Origin of the sequence: Gottfriedia luciferensis, from assembly GCF_001712755.1 — a bacterium.
Taxonomy (GTDB): domain Bacteria; phylum Bacillota; class Bacilli; order Bacillales; family Bacillaceae_G; genus Gottfriedia; species Gottfriedia luciferensis_B.
Map to the genome: position 1 here is coordinate 158,033 of NZ_MDKC01000033.1, position 19,888 is coordinate 177,920.

General features: G+C 32.7%; 18 protein-coding genes, 1 riboswitch and 3 other annotated features. Of the genes, 7 read left to right on the top strand and 11 right to left on the bottom strand.

Annotation, left to right across the window (positions count from 1 at the left end; all coding sequences use genetic code 11):
- Positions 1-20: 20 nt before the first annotated feature.
- Positions 21-1,658 (bottom strand): methionine--tRNA ligase, encoded by a 1,638-nt coding sequence (gene metG, locus BED47_RS17260; RefSeq protein ID WP_069034657.1) that lies wholly within the window; start codon positions 1,656-1,658, stop codon positions 21-23.
- A 52-nt stretch (positions 1,659-1,710) separates the two neighbouring features.
- Positions 1,711-1,984: a binding site (T-box leader), on the bottom strand.
- Between the two features lie 199 nt (positions 1,985-2,183).
- Between metG and BED47_RS17265 the strand changes: the two genes are divergently transcribed.
- The gene (locus tag BED47_RS17265; protein ID WP_069034658.1) at positions 2,184-2,657 is read left to right on the top strand and encodes a pentapeptide repeat-containing protein; all 474 of its coding nucleotides are present in this window, start codon (positions 2,184-2,186) and stop codon (positions 2,655-2,657) included.
- Positions 2,658-3,303: 646 nt separating this feature from the next.
- Here BED47_RS17265 and BED47_RS17270 read toward each other — a convergent pair.
- Both BED47_RS17270 and BED47_RS17275 read right to left on the bottom strand, forming a co-directional pair.
- The gene (locus tag BED47_RS17270) at positions 3,304-4,122 is read right to left on the bottom strand and encodes a DUF2935 domain-containing protein (RefSeq protein WP_286143801.1); all 819 of its coding nucleotides are present in this window, start codon (positions 4,120-4,122) and stop codon (positions 3,304-3,306) included.
- 344 nt (positions 4,123-4,466) lie between these two features.
- Positions 4,467-4,841, bottom strand: a complete 375-nt coding sequence (locus BED47_RS17275) for a DoxX family protein (RefSeq protein WP_069034660.1) — start codon at positions 4,839-4,841, stop codon at positions 4,467-4,469.
- A 477-nt stretch (positions 4,842-5,318) separates the two neighbouring features.
- Positions 5,319-5,422: riboswitch (SAM riboswitch) on the top strand.
- Between the two features lie 82 nt (positions 5,423-5,504).
- On the opposite strand from BED47_RS17275, the gene mmuP reads away from it, so the two are divergent.
- Both mmuP and mmuM read left to right on the top strand, forming a co-directional pair.
- Positions 5,505-6,914, top strand: a complete 1,410-nt coding sequence (gene mmuP / locus BED47_RS17280) for an S-methylmethionine permease (RefSeq protein WP_069034661.1) — start codon at positions 5,505-5,507, stop codon at positions 6,912-6,914.
- Positions 6,889-7,845 (top strand): homocysteine S-methyltransferase, encoded by a 957-nt coding sequence (mmuM, locus tag BED47_RS17285; protein ID WP_069034662.1) that lies wholly within the window; start codon positions 6,889-6,891, stop codon positions 7,843-7,845. The genes mmuP and mmuM overlap by 26 nt, the downstream gene beginning before the upstream one ends.
- Before the next feature lie 159 nt (positions 7,846-8,004).
- Here mmuM and BED47_RS17290 read toward each other — a convergent pair whose 3' ends face one another.
- Together BED47_RS17290 and BED47_RS17295 are read right to left on the bottom strand one after the other, a co-directional pair.
- Positions 8,005-8,781, bottom strand: a complete 777-nt coding sequence (locus BED47_RS17290; RefSeq protein ID WP_069034663.1) for an arylamine N-acetyltransferase family protein — start codon at positions 8,779-8,781, stop codon at positions 8,005-8,007.
- A 114-nt stretch (positions 8,782-8,895) separates the two neighbouring features.
- Positions 8,896-9,312: a GNAT family N-acetyltransferase gene (locus BED47_RS17295; protein ID WP_069034664.1), complete on the bottom strand. Its 417-nt coding sequence runs from the start codon at positions 9,310-9,312 to the stop codon at positions 8,896-8,898.
- Positions 9,313-9,497: 185 nt separating this feature from the next.
- Here BED47_RS17295 and BED47_RS17300 point away from each other — a divergent pair, with 185 nt between their 5' ends.
- The gene (locus BED47_RS17300) at positions 9,498-9,677 is read left to right on the top strand and encodes a hypothetical protein (RefSeq protein WP_069034665.1); all 180 of its coding nucleotides are present in this window, start codon (positions 9,498-9,500) and stop codon (positions 9,675-9,677) included.
- A 23-nt stretch (positions 9,678-9,700) separates the two neighbouring features.
- Here the strand turns inward: BED47_RS17300 and BED47_RS17305 are convergent, their stop codons facing one another.
- Both BED47_RS17305 and BED47_RS17310 read right to left on the bottom strand, forming a co-directional pair.
- Positions 9,701-10,573 (bottom strand): AraC family transcriptional regulator, encoded by an 873-nt coding sequence (locus BED47_RS17305; protein WP_069034666.1) that lies wholly within the window; start codon positions 10,571-10,573, stop codon positions 9,701-9,703.
- A gap of 127 nt (positions 10,574-10,700) precedes the next feature.
- On the bottom strand, positions 10,701-11,915 hold the full coding sequence (locus tag BED47_RS17310) for a multidrug efflux MFS transporter (protein ID WP_439097794.1): 1,215 nt from the start codon (positions 11,913-11,915) through the stop codon (positions 10,701-10,703).
- A gap of 301 nt (positions 11,916-12,216) precedes the next feature.
- Between BED47_RS17310 and BED47_RS17315 the strand changes: the two genes are divergently transcribed.
- Together BED47_RS17315 and BED47_RS17320 are read left to right on the top strand one after the other, a co-directional pair.
- Entirely contained in the window at positions 12,217-12,792 is a 576-nt protein-coding gene (locus tag BED47_RS17315) for a TetR/AcrR family transcriptional regulator (RefSeq protein WP_069034668.1), read from the top strand.
- Positions 12,793-12,911: 119 nt separating this feature from the next.
- Positions 12,912-13,652, top strand: a complete 741-nt coding sequence (locus BED47_RS17320; protein ID WP_069034669.1) for an MBL fold metallo-hydrolase — start codon at positions 12,912-12,914, stop codon at positions 13,650-13,652.
- Positions 13,653-13,704: 52 nt separating this feature from the next.
- On the opposite strand, the gene BED47_RS17325 is transcribed toward BED47_RS17320, so the two are convergent.
- Complete coding sequence (locus BED47_RS17325) at positions 13,705-15,030, bottom strand: amino acid permease (protein WP_069034670.1); 1,326 nt, start codon at positions 15,028-15,030, stop codon at positions 13,705-13,707.
- 59 nt (positions 15,031-15,089) lie between these two features.
- Positions 15,090-15,316, bottom strand: a binding site (T-box leader).
- Between the two features lie 46 nt (positions 15,317-15,362).
- Positions 15,363-15,594, bottom strand: a binding site (T-box leader).
- 190 nt (positions 15,595-15,784) lie between these two features.
- Between BED47_RS17325 and BED47_RS17330 the strand changes: the two genes are divergently transcribed.
- A complete protein-coding gene (locus BED47_RS17330) occupies positions 15,785-16,270 on the top strand; it encodes a GNAT family N-acetyltransferase (protein ID WP_069034671.1) in 486 nt (161 codons plus the stop codon).
- A 139-nt stretch (positions 16,271-16,409) separates the two neighbouring features.
- On the opposite strand, the gene BED47_RS17335 is transcribed toward BED47_RS17330, so the two are convergent.
- From BED47_RS17335 to BED47_RS17345, 3 genes are all read right to left on the bottom strand, one after another.
- Complete coding sequence (locus BED47_RS17335) at positions 16,410-16,931, bottom strand: GNAT family N-acetyltransferase (protein WP_069034672.1); 522 nt, start codon at positions 16,929-16,931, stop codon at positions 16,410-16,412.
- A gap of 504 nt (positions 16,932-17,435) precedes the next feature.
- The gene (locus BED47_RS17340; RefSeq protein WP_069034673.1) at positions 17,436-18,137 is read right to left on the bottom strand and encodes a hypothetical protein; all 702 of its coding nucleotides are present in this window, start codon (positions 18,135-18,137) and stop codon (positions 17,436-17,438) included.
- Between the two features lie 121 nt (positions 18,138-18,258).
- Complete coding sequence (locus BED47_RS17345) at positions 18,259-19,536, bottom strand: MDR family MFS transporter (RefSeq protein WP_069034674.1); 1,278 nt, start codon at positions 19,534-19,536, stop codon at positions 18,259-18,261.
- Positions 19,537-19,888: the final 352 nt, after the last annotated feature.

Consider the following 19,888-nt stretch of genomic DNA (forward strand, 5'->3'; position numbering starts at 1 on the left):
GATTATTAATGCTTTTTTTATTACTTTTTTGATTGGTTATTTAACAGTTCTAATTCTTCCTCTATTCTACCTACATCAATTCTTTCAAAAAGAGGCCTTACTTCGTTAATTTTTACTAAAACCGGAGAAATTTCCCTCCATTCGAAGTTTGCTAAATTTAGCATTTCTTTTATTACATTACTCGAAAAAGGTAGGATTGGATGTAAGATTTGCGCCAGGTTGGCAATAGCATATATACAACTCACCATTGTGTTATGACACTCAATCAAATTTTCCTTAACTTGTTTCCAAGGCGCAGCTTCATCAAAATATTTATTTGCAGATCGAATAAATTCAAATACTTCCTCTATAGCTTTTTTGAAGTTAGCCGATTCAATATGCGAACCAACAGACTTATAAAGCCCTTTAATTTCAATTCTTATCGATTGTTCAATTTCCCCATTTGGAACTACACCATTATAGTATTTTTCAATAAACTTTAATGTACGATTTACAAAATTCCCATATGCGCCTAATAGTTCACTATTATGACTATAAATAAATTCCCTCCAAGAAAAATCAGTATCTCTATTTTCTGGAGCATTTATTGTTAAAAAATATCGTATTGAATCTGGATGATATTTTTCGATTAGATATGGTACCCATACAGCCCAGTTTTTACTAGTGGACAGTTTTTTCTTCTCAAGCGTCAAATATTCGTTTGAAACGATATGAGTTGGAAGAGCCTCTTTTTTTAAACCAATTAAAATAGCTGGCCAAATAATTGAATGGAACGGAATATTGTCTTTACCGTGAATATAATATGATTTTGTTTCTTTTTTCCAAAAGTTAGTGTCATCTTGATTCGTTCTAAGTGCCCATTGTTTACTTACCGAATAATAACCAGACACTGCTTCGATCCACACATAAATTTTCTTCTTCTCGTACCCTTTTACTGGTACGCTTACTCCATTTGGCAAATCCCTTGATACTGCTCGGTCATGAAGCCCTTCATTTAAATACCGTTCTGTTAATTGGATAGCATTCGAACGCCAGCTTCCACTCAATTTAGGAAAATCAAGATATTCCTTTAGCTCATCTTGTAATTTGCTTAATGAAAAATAAAAGTGCTCTGTGTTTTTTACGGATGGAGGATTTCCACATAACTTACATGTTTTATTTAATAAATCTAAAGGATCTAATATAGCAGAGCAATAATCACACTGATCTCCACGCGCATGTTGACCACAATTTGGACAATTTCCTTCTACATAACGATCTGGTAAGAATTGTTCAAATTCTTCACAATAGCATTGTTCAATTTCATTTTTATAAATTAACCCATTTTGTAATAAAGTTAAGAAAATTTCTTGTACAGTATTATGATGATGCTCTGCGTCTGTCCTAGTATAAAAATCATAGGTAAATCCTAATTTCTTAAAGTTATCCTCGAATTCATGATGGTAACGATCTGCAATTTCTTTATAGGTTACATTTTCTTGTTTCGCTTTAATAGCAATAGGTGTCCCATTACAGTCACTTCCTGAAACGTATAATACATTTGCTTTTTTTAAACGAAAATATCGAGCTAGAATATCACCTGGCAATAAAGCTGCAATATGCCCCAAATGTAATGATCCATTTGCATAAGGCCAAGCTCCTCCAATAAAAATATCCATTCCAATTCCTCCTAATTTATAAATGCAAAAAACCTCGCCCCTATCTATAAAAGATAAGGACGAGGTTTACAATCCACGTGGTACCACCTTAGTTCACAAAGTATTTGCATACATTTGTCTTTGCAAGTACGAAAAGCATAAAAATGCTTATATACTGTGGCTTTGGTAACAAGTGCCAACTCTTGTCGTAGCCTACTAATATGACATATACGTTCAGTACGAAGCTCCGAGGCCATTGTTCAAATAAGTATTCTTGCTTCTTTTCAGCTACCGAAGCTCTCTGTAAAAAATAACATTATTCTACTTTTCCTCTTCATTGCTTTTATTTAAATGTTAAAAAGATTTTATAAAAAACATATTGAAAAGTCAAACTATTTCATAACGATTAAAGATATTAATATAGTATAAGTTATAAATTAAAAGTTGATTCAATTATTTGTCGATATTAAAAATGTTTAAGAGTGAAGGAATTCTCAGGAATAAAGTTAAATATACTCAATTATCAAAGCTTTAGGAGGAGAAGAAATGTCAAATTGGAAGACTGCATTATTTGAGTTACAAAAAACAGATATGTCTTTTTCAACATTTAATGAAGTAAGAGCTGAAAACTTAGACTTTAATAATGTAAGCTTGGCGAATTCAAAATTTACAAATGCAAACATGAGAAACCTCGAATTGAATGACGTAAATTTATTCGGAACTCGAATTTCAGATGTTAATTTATCTAATACAAAAATAACAAATGGTAATTTAAGAGACTTAGTTATTAATCATGTTCATTTAGCTGGAACAATCTTCCGCAATATTGTCATTCCGGAAAATCTAAATCTTGACGATTACTCAAATTCTATTAAATTTGAGAAATGCAATTTAACAAATAGTCAGTTTACCGACTGTGATTTAAGTCATGTCGAAATCAATAATTGCAATTTAACAGGATTGAAAATTAATGGCATTTTAATTGAAGATTTGTTAAAGAGTTATAGTCAGAGAAAATAATTATTTCATAAAAAAGGATGTAGTCAATTTCAACGCGCAATAAAAAAAGAATCTTTAATCAGATTATTTTTCCACTCTGTTGAATAAAAACCTTGTCTATTAAATTACCAAATTTTCGTAAAAGGAGTAGGATGATGTTGATTTCCACTACAGGATGCTCGCTTTCCATGGGGCGAGATTCTTTAGCCTCCTCGGCAAGCCTGCGGGGTCTTTAGCCTTCCCGCTAATCCCATAGGAGTCGAGCACCCCTCCGTTCCAATCAACTTATTCATCAAAAAAAGTATGCAATAAATCCTAATCAAATAACCTTTACTTAGAGTAACCTAACAGTTGTTTATTAATCAGTTTGTAGGTTAATTAATATCGAACATTAAATACTAATCAATTGAATATACTTTTCTAAAAATTAGCTCATAAAATTTTTAACTACTGATAAAACATTACTAGTGATATTAGAATCATAAAATTGCTCAAACATATTAACATTTAAAACCATAAATAGAACATCCAAAAAATGATAATTTCATCATTAATAAATGTTCATTTAATGTCCGTGTTCCCTATTGACCATTTTATATTTCAACACACTGAAAAAAAGAATCTTAATCAGATTCCTTTTTCGTTTCTATGGTAACTTGCTGTGTTATTAATGATCGTCCAGTACAATATTTCTGTTTCCATTCCCTGTTAACTGGGCTTCGAACGCGTCAATTATATGCAAAAATCGATCTGCTTCTCTAAATACATGGTCTGCTAGCAGTGGATGAATGATACTTTTAATTCTACAAGCTTCTATTAGGTCGCGAGCTGTTTTCTTAAAATCCCTAAGTGATTTTACCGATACTCGGTTTTCATCAAGGAATTGGTCAAGTATCGGAACAGTTTCCGATTGTGGTCTCATTGATTCTAAATCTACGGCTTGGTAGAGAAGTTGATCAAAATCATGGCTAAATTCCCTCGCTTGATCTACTAGTTTTCTTTCTGATGGATCTAATAAATGTCCGATAAATTTTGCATGGTCTGCCATAATTCTTAAAAAGAAAACATTTTCCTGAATAATTGCAGCAGGTAGCGGTTGGAGTTGACCATTATTTAATTCAGTCAACCGATTTGCAAAATAAGCCGCTTCCCTACTAGTATGATCAACTAATAAAGGAAAGTTATTTCCAGTTATTTTACAAGTAAGGAGTAAGTTAAGGATTTTCCGCTTATAGGCCCAAATCATCGAAGCAGCTTGATGAACCTCACTATTAAACTGTTTAATTTGCTGAGGATCCGTTTGAAGCGAAAATGATTGAGCTTTATTTCCTATTGCTTCAAAAACTTGATAAAATTGATCTGCTTCTTGTATTAACTCAGTATCATCACAATTAAAGCCTAATTTAAGAAATAGTGAATGCTCTTTCATAATCCTTGACCAAAACATAATCTCATCTAAAGAACGTGCTATAAATGCATCCGACAATCGGACCCCTCCTAACATAATTCATTTCACTTTCTAATATATTGATGAAAAAATGAATTATTACTGATACATCTTTCTTAAGTAGATTAGCTATTAGATTACTAAAAAAATATAAAAAAGCATTACCTCAATAGAAGTAATGCTAAAATATTTATTTGAAAACTAGAACTTTTTCACCAGCTTTTGCTGCAAATAAAGCAGCACTTGCTTCCGCCAGTCCGGCGCAGATAATTACGATATCATACAATATTAAAATCGCTCCTTTTTACATATAAGATTGATTTAAATACTGTAATCGTTATTCTGTCGTCGCCTTATTAATCCCTGTATGAATAGATTGCAAATTAATTAAAACCTGGGAAACTTGAGAGATCAGAATAATTAATCCATAAAAGTACAAACGCAATAATACCTAATAATAATATTGTAAAAGTTTGTTTAAACGAATCCTTCACACGGATATGTGATATTATTCCACCAATTGCCACGATTCCTAATAACAAACCACTCGCTGGAACCCAACTTTCTTCCCAAAATCCAATAATTAATCCAACTGCTCCAACCAATTCTACTAATCCAGTAATTACTCTGAACCATTGTGCTAATTTCAAGTGATTAAAACTTTCAACACTCGTTTTTGAACCAAAAAGTTTAGCCAACCCAGCAATTAAAAACATAAGAGCTAATAAAATTTGCAAGATAATTGATAAAATATCCATTTTTTATCACCCCTTTACTAATATATATGCAATTGAAAAAAGCACATATTACTACAAAAGTAAACTATTCAATCTAAAATTTGGATTAGAATGTTTATTAAAATCAGTAATAATGGGTAGCGGTTTCTTAATTAGTTTTCTTATCTTTCTTTTTGTTAAAGTAGATTGTTGATTTTCTTACTCGACTTAAATGGCAGATTGTTTAAAAATAAATCCATAAAAATGACTTTGAATTTAAATAAATAAATTTTAAATATCTCTCAATATAAATCGTGAAATTTGGTTAAAACCATCATGTATTCAATTCTTATATAGAATAGTGGATATTTAGTTAAAAAAACATATTCTGTACCACAAGTATTTGTTTTTTTGTATAGGGAGTCATATTAAAGCATTTTACAGCAAGTATTTTTTTGAAAATACTGAAATATCTTGACACTTTTTAAGTGAATTGATATTGTTATTAAAAATATATATTTCTTATCCAGAGAGGTGGAGGGACTGGCCCTATGATACCTCAGCAACAGGTCTATTAAGATACTGTGCTAATTCCAGCGGGTGAAACTCCTGATAGATAAGACCACTCATTTTATTTGTCAGTAGCGCACTCTTTTTTAGAGTGCGTTTTTGTTTTCTCTGGATAGTATCAAAAGGAGATTAAAAATGGAAAACATCGATAGGCAAGAATTTCAAAGGAAAATGCAAGCGCGTCATTTAGTCATGCTATCACTTGGAGGGGTTATTGGAACTGGCTTATTCTTAAGTTCGGGTTACACGATTCAACAAGCTGGTCCATTTGGTACAATTCTATCCTATCTGATTGGTGCGCTAGTGGTTTATCTAGTCATGTTATGTTTAGGGGAGCTTTCCGTACATATGCCTGAAACGGGCGCATTTCATAGTTATGCAGCTAAATACATTGGACCGGGTACAGGATATACAATAGCCTGGTTATACTGGTTAACTTGGACTGTTGCTTTAGGTTCTGAATTTACAGCCGCAGGATTACTTATGGAGCGTTGGTTTCCATCGATTAATGTTTGGGTATGGAGTGCTCTTTTTGCCATTATGATCTTTGTATTAAACGTCCTTACGGTTAAGTTTTTCGCTGAAACTGAATTTTGGTTTTCATCGATAAAGGTTATAGCAATTGTGATCTTTATTATTTTAGGAGTAGCGGCAATGCTCGGGTTTCTTCCAATGACTCATTCAAAAACAGCCCCATTTTTTTCTAATTTAACAAGTGCAGGTTTATTTCCTAATGGTGCTACAGCCATTATAATGACCATGCTTGCGGTTAATTTTGCTTTTTCAGGAACAGAATTAATAGGCATTGCAGCCGGTGAAACAGCCAACCCGGAAAAAACGATACCGAAGGCCATTCGTACTACCCTGTGGAGATTGATTATCTTTTTTATAGGAACAATTATTGTTTTATCTGCTTTATTACCTATGTCGGATGCAGGGATATTAAAAAGCCCCTTTGTTGCTGTTCTAGAACGAATTGGGGTGCCCTATTCAGCCGACATAATGAATTTTGTTATCCTAACAGCCATTCTTTCTGCGGCAAACTCAGGTCTTTATGCCTCTTCTAGAATGCTTTGGTCACTTGCAAATAAGAATACAATATCACCGATTTTTGGAAAAATGACAAAGAAGGGTGTTCCAATCAATGCTGTTATTTTCTCAATGGTGGGTGGAGGTTTGGCGTTGCTCTCTAGTATTATAGCTCCGGATACTGTCTATATCGCACTAGTTTCAATTTCTGGTTTAGCCGTGGTTGTTGTTTGGATGAGTATTAGTGTTTCACAGTTCTTATTTCGCAGACAATTTTTAAAAGAAGGAAATTCTGAAAAGGATTTGATCTATCGTACACCATTATATCCATTGGTACCAATTTCTTCTTTTATCCTTTGCCTGGCTTCATGTATTGGAATTGCATTTGATCCAACACAGAGAATTGCGTTATATTGCGGCATACCGTTTATTTTGCTTTGCTATGGAAGTTATTATCTATCAAAATATCTTAAGAACAGGGGCGTAAATTATGTCGAACAAAATCAATCCAATTGAAGCTATTTTATCAGAATATTCCATAATGATTCTTGACGGAGCATTAGCTACAGAATTGGAGGCACATGGATGTAATTTGGACGATCCCCTTTGGTCGGCACGCGTGTTATTAGAAAATCCCGAACTAATTTACCGAGTTCATTCAGACTATTTTCGTGCAGGAGCAGACTGTGCCATAACAGCAAGCTATCAAGCTACTATTAATGGTTTTTCCGCACGTGGAATACAAGAACAGGAAGCTTTGGAGTTAATCAGGAAAACTGTGCTACTTGCAAGAAGAGCAAGAGATGATTTTTGGAAGGAGAACAAGCAAAAGAATAGGCCTAAGCCATTGGTTGCTGCGTCAGTTGGACCGTATGGTGCTTACCTTGCGGATGGCTCAGAGTATATAGGCAACTATGGTGTATCAGATAAAACATTAGAAGACTTTCATCGTTCTAGAATATCAGCTTTGATTGAAGCTGGTGCAGATCTATTAGCATTCGAAACAATCCCTTCATTGCATGAAGCAATAGTTTTAGATAGATTATTGCGTGAGTTCCCAGAAACATATGCGTGGCTATCCTTTTCTTTAAAAAATGAAAAAGAGATTAGTGAAGGTACGAAGCTTGCGGAGTGTGCAAGAGTTTTTGAAAAAAGTGAGCAAATTGTGGCAATAGGCATCAATTGTGCACCAGTAACTGTTGTAACTGGTGCCATCCAGGAATTGAGAGAAAATACGAAAAAGCCAATTCTTGTTTATCCCAACTCTGGTGAAACTTATAACCCGGAAACAAAAACATGGCATGGGCATGAACAGTGTGGCACCTTGGGTATACAATCTGAAGAATGGTACCAATTAGGTGCACGTTTAATAGGTGGATGCTGCAGAACGACACCTCAACAAATTAAGGATATATCGAAAAAATGGCGCCATTCAGAGGTTTTCTAATTGCATAAAGCAAAGTAATAATTGAGGTTGATTACTTAATAAGCAAAATGATAGAACATTAAATTTTCATAGGCAATAGAATGATTAGAAGAAACTTATTAACAATTTTTACAAATAATTGTTAATAAGTTTACTTTTGTATAGTAAATCTATTTTTTATTAGAGTCCAAAATGTTGCTTTGCCAATTCCTTATATCTCATTTCATCAATATCCTCTTTCGTTACTACACCGTTAATCCATTGTGTAAAAGAAGTATTCGTTAAAGTTTTATTCCCCTCATTTGTCAGTTGAGTCATTAAAGGGTTTTTATTAAATGGGGATTCCTCGTGCTCAGCAATAATTGTTTGAATCTCATTAAATTCGGACACATCCGAAATGACATCGCATGAATCAAATGCATATCCAATTCTCCAAACGGGATCTTTATGTTTTAGTTTTAACATCAATACATAATCCCCGAATTCTGTGCCTTCTTTTTTAATTCGAAAATCTCCATTACTAGAAGTAATCATCTCACCGGAAAAGGGAACTGCTTTTAAAGGAAGATTGGCTCCAAATCCCGTATCAATTAAATATGATTCTTTATTTTGTGTTAATAGGATTGTCACATGTGTTCTTCCAAAAGTCGGATATTTTTGAGCTATATTGTCATAAACAACCCCTCTAACTAACCTCACGTTAAACCCATTTTCAAGAAGAAATAAATACAGTAATGAATTCAATTCATAGCAGAGACCACCTTCGTTTTTTACTAATAATTTACTAATTAAATTTTCTCGGTTGATCTCATTCGTTTTATTTCCTATAATACAAAGATTTTCAAAAGGTATATTTTTAGCTGTTTTTTCAAGAATGTCATTTAAATTATTAAAGTTAATCACTTCATTATTACGTAATCCGATTCTTTTTCGAAACAATAAATTAAGTTCGCTCATTAACGATTCCTCCTGTCACATCAAACTTTTAATTAATCATACCATTTAAGTTTATAAGCGAAAAAAAATAAGCTGCAAAAGCAACTTCATGCCGTTAAAAATTTAGATTGTCTCTTATAATCTTTTTTCAAAATAATATTGATTATACCCTTTTGGATGATTCTCAATTATTCCAAACACTTTAAAACCATGCTTTTTATAAAATTTTGGAGCTTGAAAACTAAAAGAATCTACTTTAATAAGGCGACATCCATTTTCGATTGCAAATTCTTCCATTTGATTGATTAGCTGACTACCAAAACCTTCATGTCTATATTCCTCTGACACCCATAAGAAGTCGATAGATAAATGGTGCCAATACATCCTTCCTGTAATTCCACCTACTATTTCCTCTTGATCATTTCGAACGACAAAGCTTATATTTTCCGACGGTGCTTTCCTCTCATCAGGAAGGTTTTTAGTATTAAATTCAATTAATTTCTTTCTAATATAATCACTATCCTCTTGTACCCATTGTTTTACTATTTTCATTTTTATTTCTCCTACTTTTATATTCGACTTATAGCATTTCTTAATTAATAGTACATTCTCTAAATAACGCTATTTTCCTTTTAATAGAAACTAACTGAATAATTTATAAATAAAAAAACCTTCGAAAATAAGAAGGTTTTAATTTAAATATTATGGTATAATTTTCCAAAAGGAGTGAAATCAATATGGATAACGTGCTTCTTCCTCTATTTTCAATCCTACCGATTTTGTTTTACTTAGCACCTTTTGTTTTTATGGTTTGGTTTCTATTAAAATTCCTAAAAATTCAACAAGAGAAAAATCAAATTCTTAAAAATATTTCAGATAAACTGGATCACTTAAATAACAATCATTCAGAAACCTGAAAGAGCATATGTCTCTTTCTTTTTTATTTTTTAGAGACTGGTATCCATATTTCGCTCTTAAAAGTTGGTGATGTAATGTCTTTCTGTTCATTCCACAATATTTCGGGACCTTCTACTTGATGGTAATCAGAAGATGGAAACCATTCTGAATAAATTCGTCCCCACACTTCTTGCAATGCATCTGGAAATTTTCCAATCGCTTCGAAAACTGCCCATGTAGACGCAGAAACTTCAAGTTGAATGAATTCATTTGGACAGTCTTTTGTAGTGGCAACACCAATATAATGATCAAGCTCTCCTTTTTCTTCCATTCTACCTTCAGAAAAATTTGTTGATGCACTTATTATGCCATTCGGTTCAACATTGGAGAGTTCTTTTAGTTTCGTTATTTTTTCCATTGTTAAAGTTTTCCACATCGATGCAATTTCCGGATTAACTCCATTAAAAATAATCGGAACTCTCTTTTTTATCCCTACAATTCGAAATGCTTCTTTTTCTTCAATACGATAGTTCATTTCAGTTCCCCCTTTAATTGATAATTGGAAGGTCATTCGTGGAAATGCTTTTAGCGAATTGCCGTTATTTCTAGCTTCTGACGGAGTAATTCCATGCAAGTTTTGAAAGGCTCTCGTAAAAGAATCCGGAGAATTGTATCCGTATTTTAATGCAATATCAATTATTTTCTTGTTATGATCTTTCAGTTCAAATGCTGCAACGGTAAGACGGCGGCGACGTATATACTCTGAAAGAGAAATTCCTGCAAGAAACGAAAACATTCTTTTAAAATGATACTCAGAACAAAAAGCCCGTCTAGAAAGCTCTTTATAGTCGATCTCACTTGTCAGATTTTCTTCAATATATATTAGTGCATCATTCATATTTTTTAACAAATCCATTTTATAACCTCCTTCATCAATAGAATAACAGGAACGAAATTAGCCAACCCGACATTTCTTGCTAAATAATGCAGGGTATTATTATTAAAGGGAGCCACATTAAGTAGCTCCCAAAAATAATAGCTTTTTACATCGATAATTTAAAATCTTCTTTTACATTCAATTTCTTATTAACTTTAACATAAACCAAAATAGCATTAAGTAGCAATAATGCACTTGTAACAAAAAATACGTATTTCACACCTAAATATGCTCCAATTTGCCCACCTAAAATGGAACCGACAAATACGCCTAAATATCCAGCTGACATATTAAATCCAAATACTCGACCGGTAATGGCATCTGGTGTAATTCGCTTAACTAATGTATTAATAGACGGGGTTAAGCCCGCTGTTGCTAAACCTAAAATAAATCGGAGTCCCATCAATTCCCAAGCGTTTTTTACAAATGCTTGTGGAATAACCATCAGACCTGAAACAATCAGTGCAACGAATATAACTTTATGTGGACCAATTCGGTCTGAAATTTTACCTAATCTCGGAGCAGCAATAATGCTTGCCAATCCTGATGCTGAAAATGCCATACCCGCTAACAATGCAACATGTGTAGAATGAGCTGATAGCTGAGAAATGTAAACAGTAATAACTGGTTCAATCGAATAAAGCGCTATTGTTAAAACAAAAAAAGTAATGAACATTGTGATCATTAAGCTTTTATCCGGAATAATACTCCATATCTCCTTAAACTTAAGCACTTTTTTATCTTGGCGAGTAAATGATTCTTTTACAAATAATGCAGTTGTAATAAACGCAACCATCATGAGTCCACCTGTTAAAAAAAACACATTTTGTAAACCTACAGTCTCTCCAATATAACCTCCAACCATCGGACCAAGTAATGAACCTGCTATACTTGCAGTTGAAAGTGTACCTAATGCCGATCCCGCATGCTCTTTATCTGTTTGCGTTGCGATTAAAGTTGTACAAGCTGTACCGTAACCGGTAATGACACCTTGTAAAAGTCTTAAACCAATTAAAATATAGACATTATGTGCGAAACCCATACAAAAAATAATAATTGACATACCAAGGCTTGCTCTTAGCAGCATTGGTTTTCGTCCAAACTTATCCGCTGCCAAACCCCAAATAGGAGAAAAAATAGCTGAAATAATAAAAGTTACCCCAAAAGCAATCCCTGAAAATTGACTAATTAATGCAGAATTATGAACACCAAGTTTATCAATATATAGGGGTAATACTGGACCAAGTTGGCTCATCCCAATACTTGTTATAAACATTCCAAACCAACAAACAATTAAATTCCTTTTCCACAATAACATCATTTCCCCCTCCTTTTTGATAAAAATAAAATCAATATAAAAAGTCTCGAAAATGAGACAAATAAAAAATAACAATAAGTTTTAATATACACATAACACTAAACTATATTTTATAGTTTGTAAATTATATTATATAGTTTACTAATTATCATCAGAAGTGTTAAACTATTTTCAGTAATATAGTCTCTCTTTAAAAATACGTTGTATTTAGGTATTGTATCTTTAAGGACATAAGTTGATTGGCAGTGGAAATCAGCTTATTCTATAAAAACAATTTATCTAAACATGAGACGGGAGCAAAAAAATGGTTCAAAAAAGAAATTTAACAAAAGAAAAAATTATTGAAGTGGCTTTTTCATTGGCTAATGAAATCGGACTTAATCAAGTTACTTTTCCAAAAATTGCAGAGAAGCTGGATATTAAATATCCATCTTTATATAACCATTTTGCGAATATGGACGATTTAAAATTGAAAATGACGATTTCACTTTTAAATAAATTAAATTCTACTTTAATGCAACGATTAGTCGGTAAAAGTGGTGAACAAGCGATTAGAGAAATTGCTTATGTATACCGTGATTTTGCATTTGATAATCGAACTGGTTATGGACTTTTTATGAATATCCCGAGTACGGAAAATGATGATGTTAAACGACTTGCTAGGGAAACAACTGGAATTATTCATCAAATACTAAAGTTTTATATTACGGACCCTACTTTATTAATTCATCAAGGCCGAGCATTAAGAAGCATTTTACACGGATTTGTCTCGATGAATTTCCTTGGATATTTCCAACATCCTGTAAATGTAGATGACAGCTTTGACGTTATGATTGATGACTTTATTTCTTCTGTTTCAAAAACTCAAAAAGTAGAATAAGTTTGTAGCAACAAAAAATGTGAACACTAAACTAGGCAACTTTCTTTAGATGTCTAGTTTAGTGCTCACATAAGACAAAGGGAGGTGTGGTAAAGGCAATAAATGCTTTTACCATCTAAATGAAGATAGCAAAAGGTATTGAAACAATTGAATTAGAAATGAACTTTACTGGACAGTTAAATATTATTCATCCAACATTACTTTGGGATGAACAAGAAGTAATCTTAGTAGATACAGGAATGCCAGGGCAAACTGGGGAAATTCGTGAAGCGATAGAAAAAGCGGGATTGGAGTTTAACAAGCTGTCTAAAATTATTCTTACACATCAAGACATTGATCATATTGGGAGCCTTGCTGAGCTTTTAAAAACTGCTGATCAAGAACTTGAAGCGCTATCACATAAAGAAGACAAGCCATATATTGAAGGTGATAAAGCTTTAATTAAAGTAAATCCAGAACGAATTGCAAAAATGATCGAAACTGTCCCTGAAGAAATAGGAAAAAAAATAAAAGCAATCTATGATACACCACTAAATGCTAAAGTTAATACAACTTTATCTGAAGAAGAAGTTTTACCATATGCTGGTGGAATCACTGTGATCTTTACACCTGGACATACTCCTGGTCACATTTGTTTATATCATCAAAAAAGCAAGACATTAATTGCAGGTGATGCTGTTGTTGCAGCTGATGGTGTAATTATGGGTCCAAATCCAAATGCTACACCTGATATGGAAACGGCTCTATTGTCCATTAAAAAATTAACAAAATATGATATTGAAACAATCATTTGTTACCATGGCGGAGTTGTAAATGAAAATGTAAATGAACAGCTTATAGCATTGGCTAACAATAATTAATATACTGTAATCAATTTGGGCACCAAATAAGGTGCCCTTTTTTGTGTGTTTATTAAGCTTGTTTTTTACCATTTATAAATGAACATAAAATTAATACAATTAACATTCCTAAACATACAAAAATACTTAACCTGTTCTGTTCACTGAATGCAAATGCTACACAACTTACACCTAAAGCAATTACTGTAAATGATGTTATATATGGAAATCCCCATACTTTAAAGTGTGGCATCTTAGTATAAGTTTTACGAAGCTTTAATTGTGCTAAACAAATGCTGATCCATACTAATGATACTGTAAATCCCGGAATCGCCATTAAATATCCGAATACGCGATCTGGAGAAAAATAAGCTACAAAAGTGCCCCCAATTAAAATAATTGCACTTACAATAACCGTATAAACTGGTACACCATTTTTAGAAATTTTTGCAAAAGCTTTTGGAGCTTCACCTTCAGTTGCTAATGAATACATCATACGTGTACAACCATAAATCCCTGAATTTGCAGCTGATAAAACCGCCGTAATTAGAACAAAGTTCATAATATGAGCTGAACCTTGAAAACCTACTGTTGATAAAACTTGAACAAATGGACTTTCCTGATTGCCAATTTCATTCCATGGAATTAATCCGCAAATAATCAGAATTGGAAGCGTGTAGAATAAAACAATTCTCCAAATTACTCCTTTTATAACTTTTGGTATTACTTTTTCTGCGTCCTTTGTTTCTGTTAAAGTCAATCCAATTAGCTCTGAACCACCATAAGAAAAGATGACGATTAATAAAGCAGAAAATACTCCTGACCAACCGTGTGGGAAAAATCCCTTATGCTGAACATAATTTTGTACATAACCGCTATGATCACTTGGAATAATTCCAAATAAAATTCCAGCGCCTAACGCAATAAATAAAACAATCATTGTAATTTTAATTCCTGCAAACCAAAATTCTATTTCACCATATCGTTTCACATTCATAAAATTAACAGCGACAATAAAAATTGCACTAATAAAACTTAAAGACCATAACGACATTGAAGGAAACCAATATTGTAGAAAGCTACCAGCTGCGATGACTTCAATAACACAAACAACTAACCACATAAAACAGTACAACCAACCAATTACGAAAGAAACTCTTGTACCAAATGCTTTACGAATAAATCCTTTCATATTCAAACCTGGAAACGCAATAGCCATTTCTGCTATCGCACTCATTACAACAAGTAGTAATAATCCAGCAAACAAATATGAAAAAATTACTGCAGGTCCTGCAATCGATACAGTTTCTGATGTTCCTTTAAAAATACCAGTACCAATTGCTCCACCGAGTGCCATGAAACGGATATGTCTTGGTAGTAAATTTTTTTGTAACTCCATTTTCTATCTCCTCTTTCTAACTTGTAATTTTATAAAAAAAAATCGCCCCTGCCACTAACGACAGGGACGATTTTCACCGTGGTACCACCCTAATTGCAGAATTAAATCTGCCACTTGTTTTATTTAACGATCGATGACCGTCTTTTTCAAAGTAAATGTCGACCTTTACTTCGAAAAAGATGCTCTAGGATTGTAATTCATGCTTGTTTTTGTACTGATTCACACCATCCACCAGCTCTCTTAAACAGTGAAACAAACATTACTGTATTCCCTTCATTGCATTTTCTCTATTCAATTTTAAACTAATAAAAAAGTCCCTACTGACTTGTATCAGTAGGGACGAATTATTCGCGGTACCACCCTAGTTGCAGAAGTATTCTGCCTCTTAAAAATTTGATAACGATCAAATTTGACCGTTTTTCCCTCAGTAAAGATAAAACTTTACTTCGAAAAAAATAGCTCCAGGACCGAAATTCATCCTTATCTTTGTACTGATTTCCACCAACCATCAGCTCTCTATTACATTGAGATAAGTACTACTTAAATTCCCTTCATTGCTTAAAACTATATTAATCTAATATTAGTAGCTTGATTCTTTTTTTAATATGTTTTGTATTATAGGGGTTATTTCATAATTCTGTCAACATCTTTTTATTTCATTTTGTTCAACCACTATCCAAAAATGCTAGTTTAAATAGTTTGAAAGCTATGAAATTAATATAATATAATTAAGAAAAATGGAGGGGATCTAATCATGCTAAACATACGAAATGTAAGATTGGAAGATTTAACTGAACTGGTAAACATTGAGCATCTTTGTTTTTCAAAAGAAGAGGCAGCAACAAAACAGGCATTCGAAAAACGCATTAAATTAATTCCTGATAGTTTTTTTGTAGCTGAGGAAGATGGTAAATTAGTTGGTTTAGTAAACGGTCCGGTTATCAATGAGACTTTCATTACAGATGATTTATTTAGCGAAATTAAACAAAATCCTCCTACTGGTGGCCATCAAAGTATATTAGGCATAGCAGTTGCTCCACAAAACCAAAATAAAGGGATCGCATCAAAATTGCTTTCTCATATCGAAAAAGTTTCAAAAGAAAATAAGCGTGATTCAATAACTCTTACATGTAAAGAAAAATTAATTCAATTTTACGAAAACCATGGCTTCATCAATTTCGGTATTTCTAGCTCAACACATGGTGGAGTAAAATGGTATAACATGATTAAAAAACTGTAATAAGGCTTTCAATTTATCGCATCTAAAAAATTGATCATCATGACTATTAAAACAATATGCAGGATAATACAATAAAAACTACCAACATTTCATAATTAAATGTTGGTAGTTTTTTTGTCGTTGTAATTACAATACCATCCTACAATTTAGATAAAACCTCGTTTACATTTTCCCACTCATAAATTAGTAAATTTAGTTCAGTACCCGAAAATGTAATTTTATCAGTTTTCAATAGCTCAGCACCATAGTATTCATAGAAAAAGCGCGTTTTATTTTCTTCTAAAACTTCAACGAAAACCCGATTATACCCCCACTTTTGAAACTGAAGGAATAATAATTTCATTAATTGCTTTCCTACTCCTTTACCTTGATATTCCTCAAGAAGATAAATAGATGTTAAGTCACCAGACTGATTGACTTGATTCCTCTCTCTTTTTCCACAATCCGCAAAACCTATAATTTCCCCGTCATCATTTTCAGCAACAACTATATAATCCCCCTCTTTTGAAAGATTATGATTCCACAATTTTTCTCTTTGTTCATATGATAACTTCTCTAAAAACTCGTTAGGAATTATATTTCGATAAGTAGTTTTCCAACTATCAACGTGAACCTTAGCGATTCCTTTTGCATCTGACATTGTAGCTTTCCTTATAATCAAATCTTCCACCTCTCACCACTCTTTTAAAAATATATATACCTTCAACATGACGAAAAGTCCTTCAATTGATACTGATTTATCCCTTAAAGACAGATAACTTAGCAATTTCCTCATCAAATATATTAATATAGCTATTTATAAGTCTGTTTCTGGATTTTAATTGCAATTTTGCCAATTTTATTAGTGATTCTCAGTTTTTAATTGCGTTTTCACATTTTTATTTGCGATACCCGTTTTTTAATTGCGTTTTCACATTTTTATTTGCGATACCCGTTTTTTATTTGCGTTTTCACATTTTTATTTGCGATACCCGTTTTTTATTTGCGTTTTCACATTTTTATTTGCGATACCCGTTTTTTATTTGCGTTTTCACATTTTTATTTACGATACCCGTTTTTTATTTGCGTTTTCACATTTTTATTTGCGATACCCGTTTTTTATTTGCGTTTTCACATTTTTATTTGCGATTTCACAGCAAAAAAGCACCCGTCAAAGGTGCTCATATTATCTTTTCCGATTATACTTCTCAAAAGAAATCGTCTGAACCTCATATTTCTTTCCGTTCCAAACATAAAAAAGCTTCAAATTTCCAATCGCTCCTCCGCCATCATTTGAAATCATTACGACAGCATCGGCAACTAGTTTTTTCTTCTCAACAATATAGTCTACTGGTACGTGGGTATATACACTATCGTCAGAAGACGTATCTTTAAACCCTAACGATTTCAAATTAACTTTATAAGTTTTTTGTTTAGTTGTTATGGTTACTATATCCCCTTTTTTCTCCATTTCTACAAGACGTTTAACGGCTTCAGGCACTGATTCAATTGGCACTTCCTTATATTCTTCACTTTGGTCTTCGTTAGTACTAATTTGCAATAAATGAATCGGATCATTGAAATTATCCAATACGATAATAACTTCATTTTGTTTATCTTTATTTAAATCTTCACTAAACATTTTCGTTCCATACTTCCCACTTTTCCATGTTGGAAAGTGATATAAAAATCCTTCATTTCCAATTTGAACGTCAAAATTTCGGTATTCTTTCCCATCTATTCGGTCAGCGATTAAATAGATATTTTCCTGCCACACATCACTTGGGATCCCATTCATCACTACTCGTTCCGCTTGTCGCGCACTTACGGATGAACAAGTAAAAAATGTAAAAGTACTGATTAAAACAATGATTAAACCTCGGTTCATCGAAACACCACCTTTACCATTAAATTGTCCTAATATGGAAAAAATAACCTTAAACTGAAGGATTTACCTATTCACCTTCTATACAAAAAAAAGAGAGCCGCATAAAGCAACTCTCTGTAAATTAAGAATTTATTCCAGCTGTATTTGCCTGTTCCTGCACTATTTCACCTTTAATTCTTCTTTCTAATGCAGGGGTAATTCGAACAAATATTAGAATACCGATTACACCTAAACTTGTTAAAAAGAACGATGTCGCGAAATTTGATAAGTATGCACTTAGTGAAACAGTTATCGAGCAAATAAACATCGCTAAATTAAATGTTAAACCTGCAACCGCCATATAGGAACTCCTTGTTTCATCAGCTGGTAAGTTAGCCATATAGTTTTGTTGAACTGGTACTCTTAATACTTCCGCAACTGTTGCGATGAACATTGCTATAAATAATAGCCAAATAGAGTTACTATATGAAATCACTGCATATCCGCCAACAAATGCAATACAACTCCAAATTAACGTTTTTCGATCATCCAATTTCCCTACTATTTTAGAAGCGAAAAGAGCCATTACGACTACTAATATCGTATTTTCTGTACGCAGAAAACCATTCATCTCGATTCCACCAAATGTCCAATTAAATAAATGTTGTGTGTGGAAATTATTCGCTAATCGTATACTTATATAATTTGTTAATTGAAATTCCATTGAAAGCACTAGCAAACCTGCCAGTACATAAAGAATAAAGAGCTTATCTTGAAAAACGTCACGATAATTTGAAATCATTTTTTGAGCGTGATGAGCAATCGTCTTTGTTTCCGTCTTTTCAGTAACTAAGCTTTCTTCAACAAAGAACGTAATTAAGACCCATGTAACAAGTGACGCAACTGATAGTGCTAATAATAATTCAAATAAATGTGATTTAAATAAAAATCCTCCAAGCATACCACCAATCGCAATTGATAAATTGTTCGACCAGTACATGATTGAGTACATAAGCTTTCGTTCTTCTGGCTTACTCACATCTATTAACATTGCCTGGTTAGCTGGCCCTGCTAGTCCCCAACAAATACTATTCAAAGTCATCATAAAGAATGTAATAAGAGGTGATGAAAACCAAGGTGAATTACAAAGCATCATCGTAATAAATGCAAGTAACCGAATAGTTTCTGCAAACACCATCGTTTTTTTTCGGCCAAACTGATCCGAAAAATATCCCCCAAAAAAGTTCATAATAATTCCTATAAATACATTTACAAGCAAAAGTAATCCTGCTTGTTTTACCCCAAAATGCTTAGATAAATAAATCGCCATAAAAGGAAAAATCATACTTCCAATTGACGAACTTAAGAACGATTCAAGTAATCGAATTTTTATATTTTTGTGAAAATTAAGTATCCCCATGCTCTTACAACCTCTCTTTATCTATTGAATCCCCTTCGTTTTAAACTTGTACTAGATACATTCATTATTTGCATGAAAATTCCCCCTTTTTAAATTTTTCACTCAATTAGCATAGCAGTTATTTCCGATTATGCCAATATGCAACTCTAATACTTTCTCCCTATATAAATGAGAAAAATTGGAATTCCTAAAGCAAACAAAATTGACTGGTTTTAAAAACTTTATGAGTATTATTTGGTAATACTCATAGTTCATATAAGATAGTTTCCCAACTAAATTTCGTATCTAATTTAAGTATACATTTTAGTAAAAAATAACTAAATTTAAAGTCGAATAAAACTACTTATTGAAA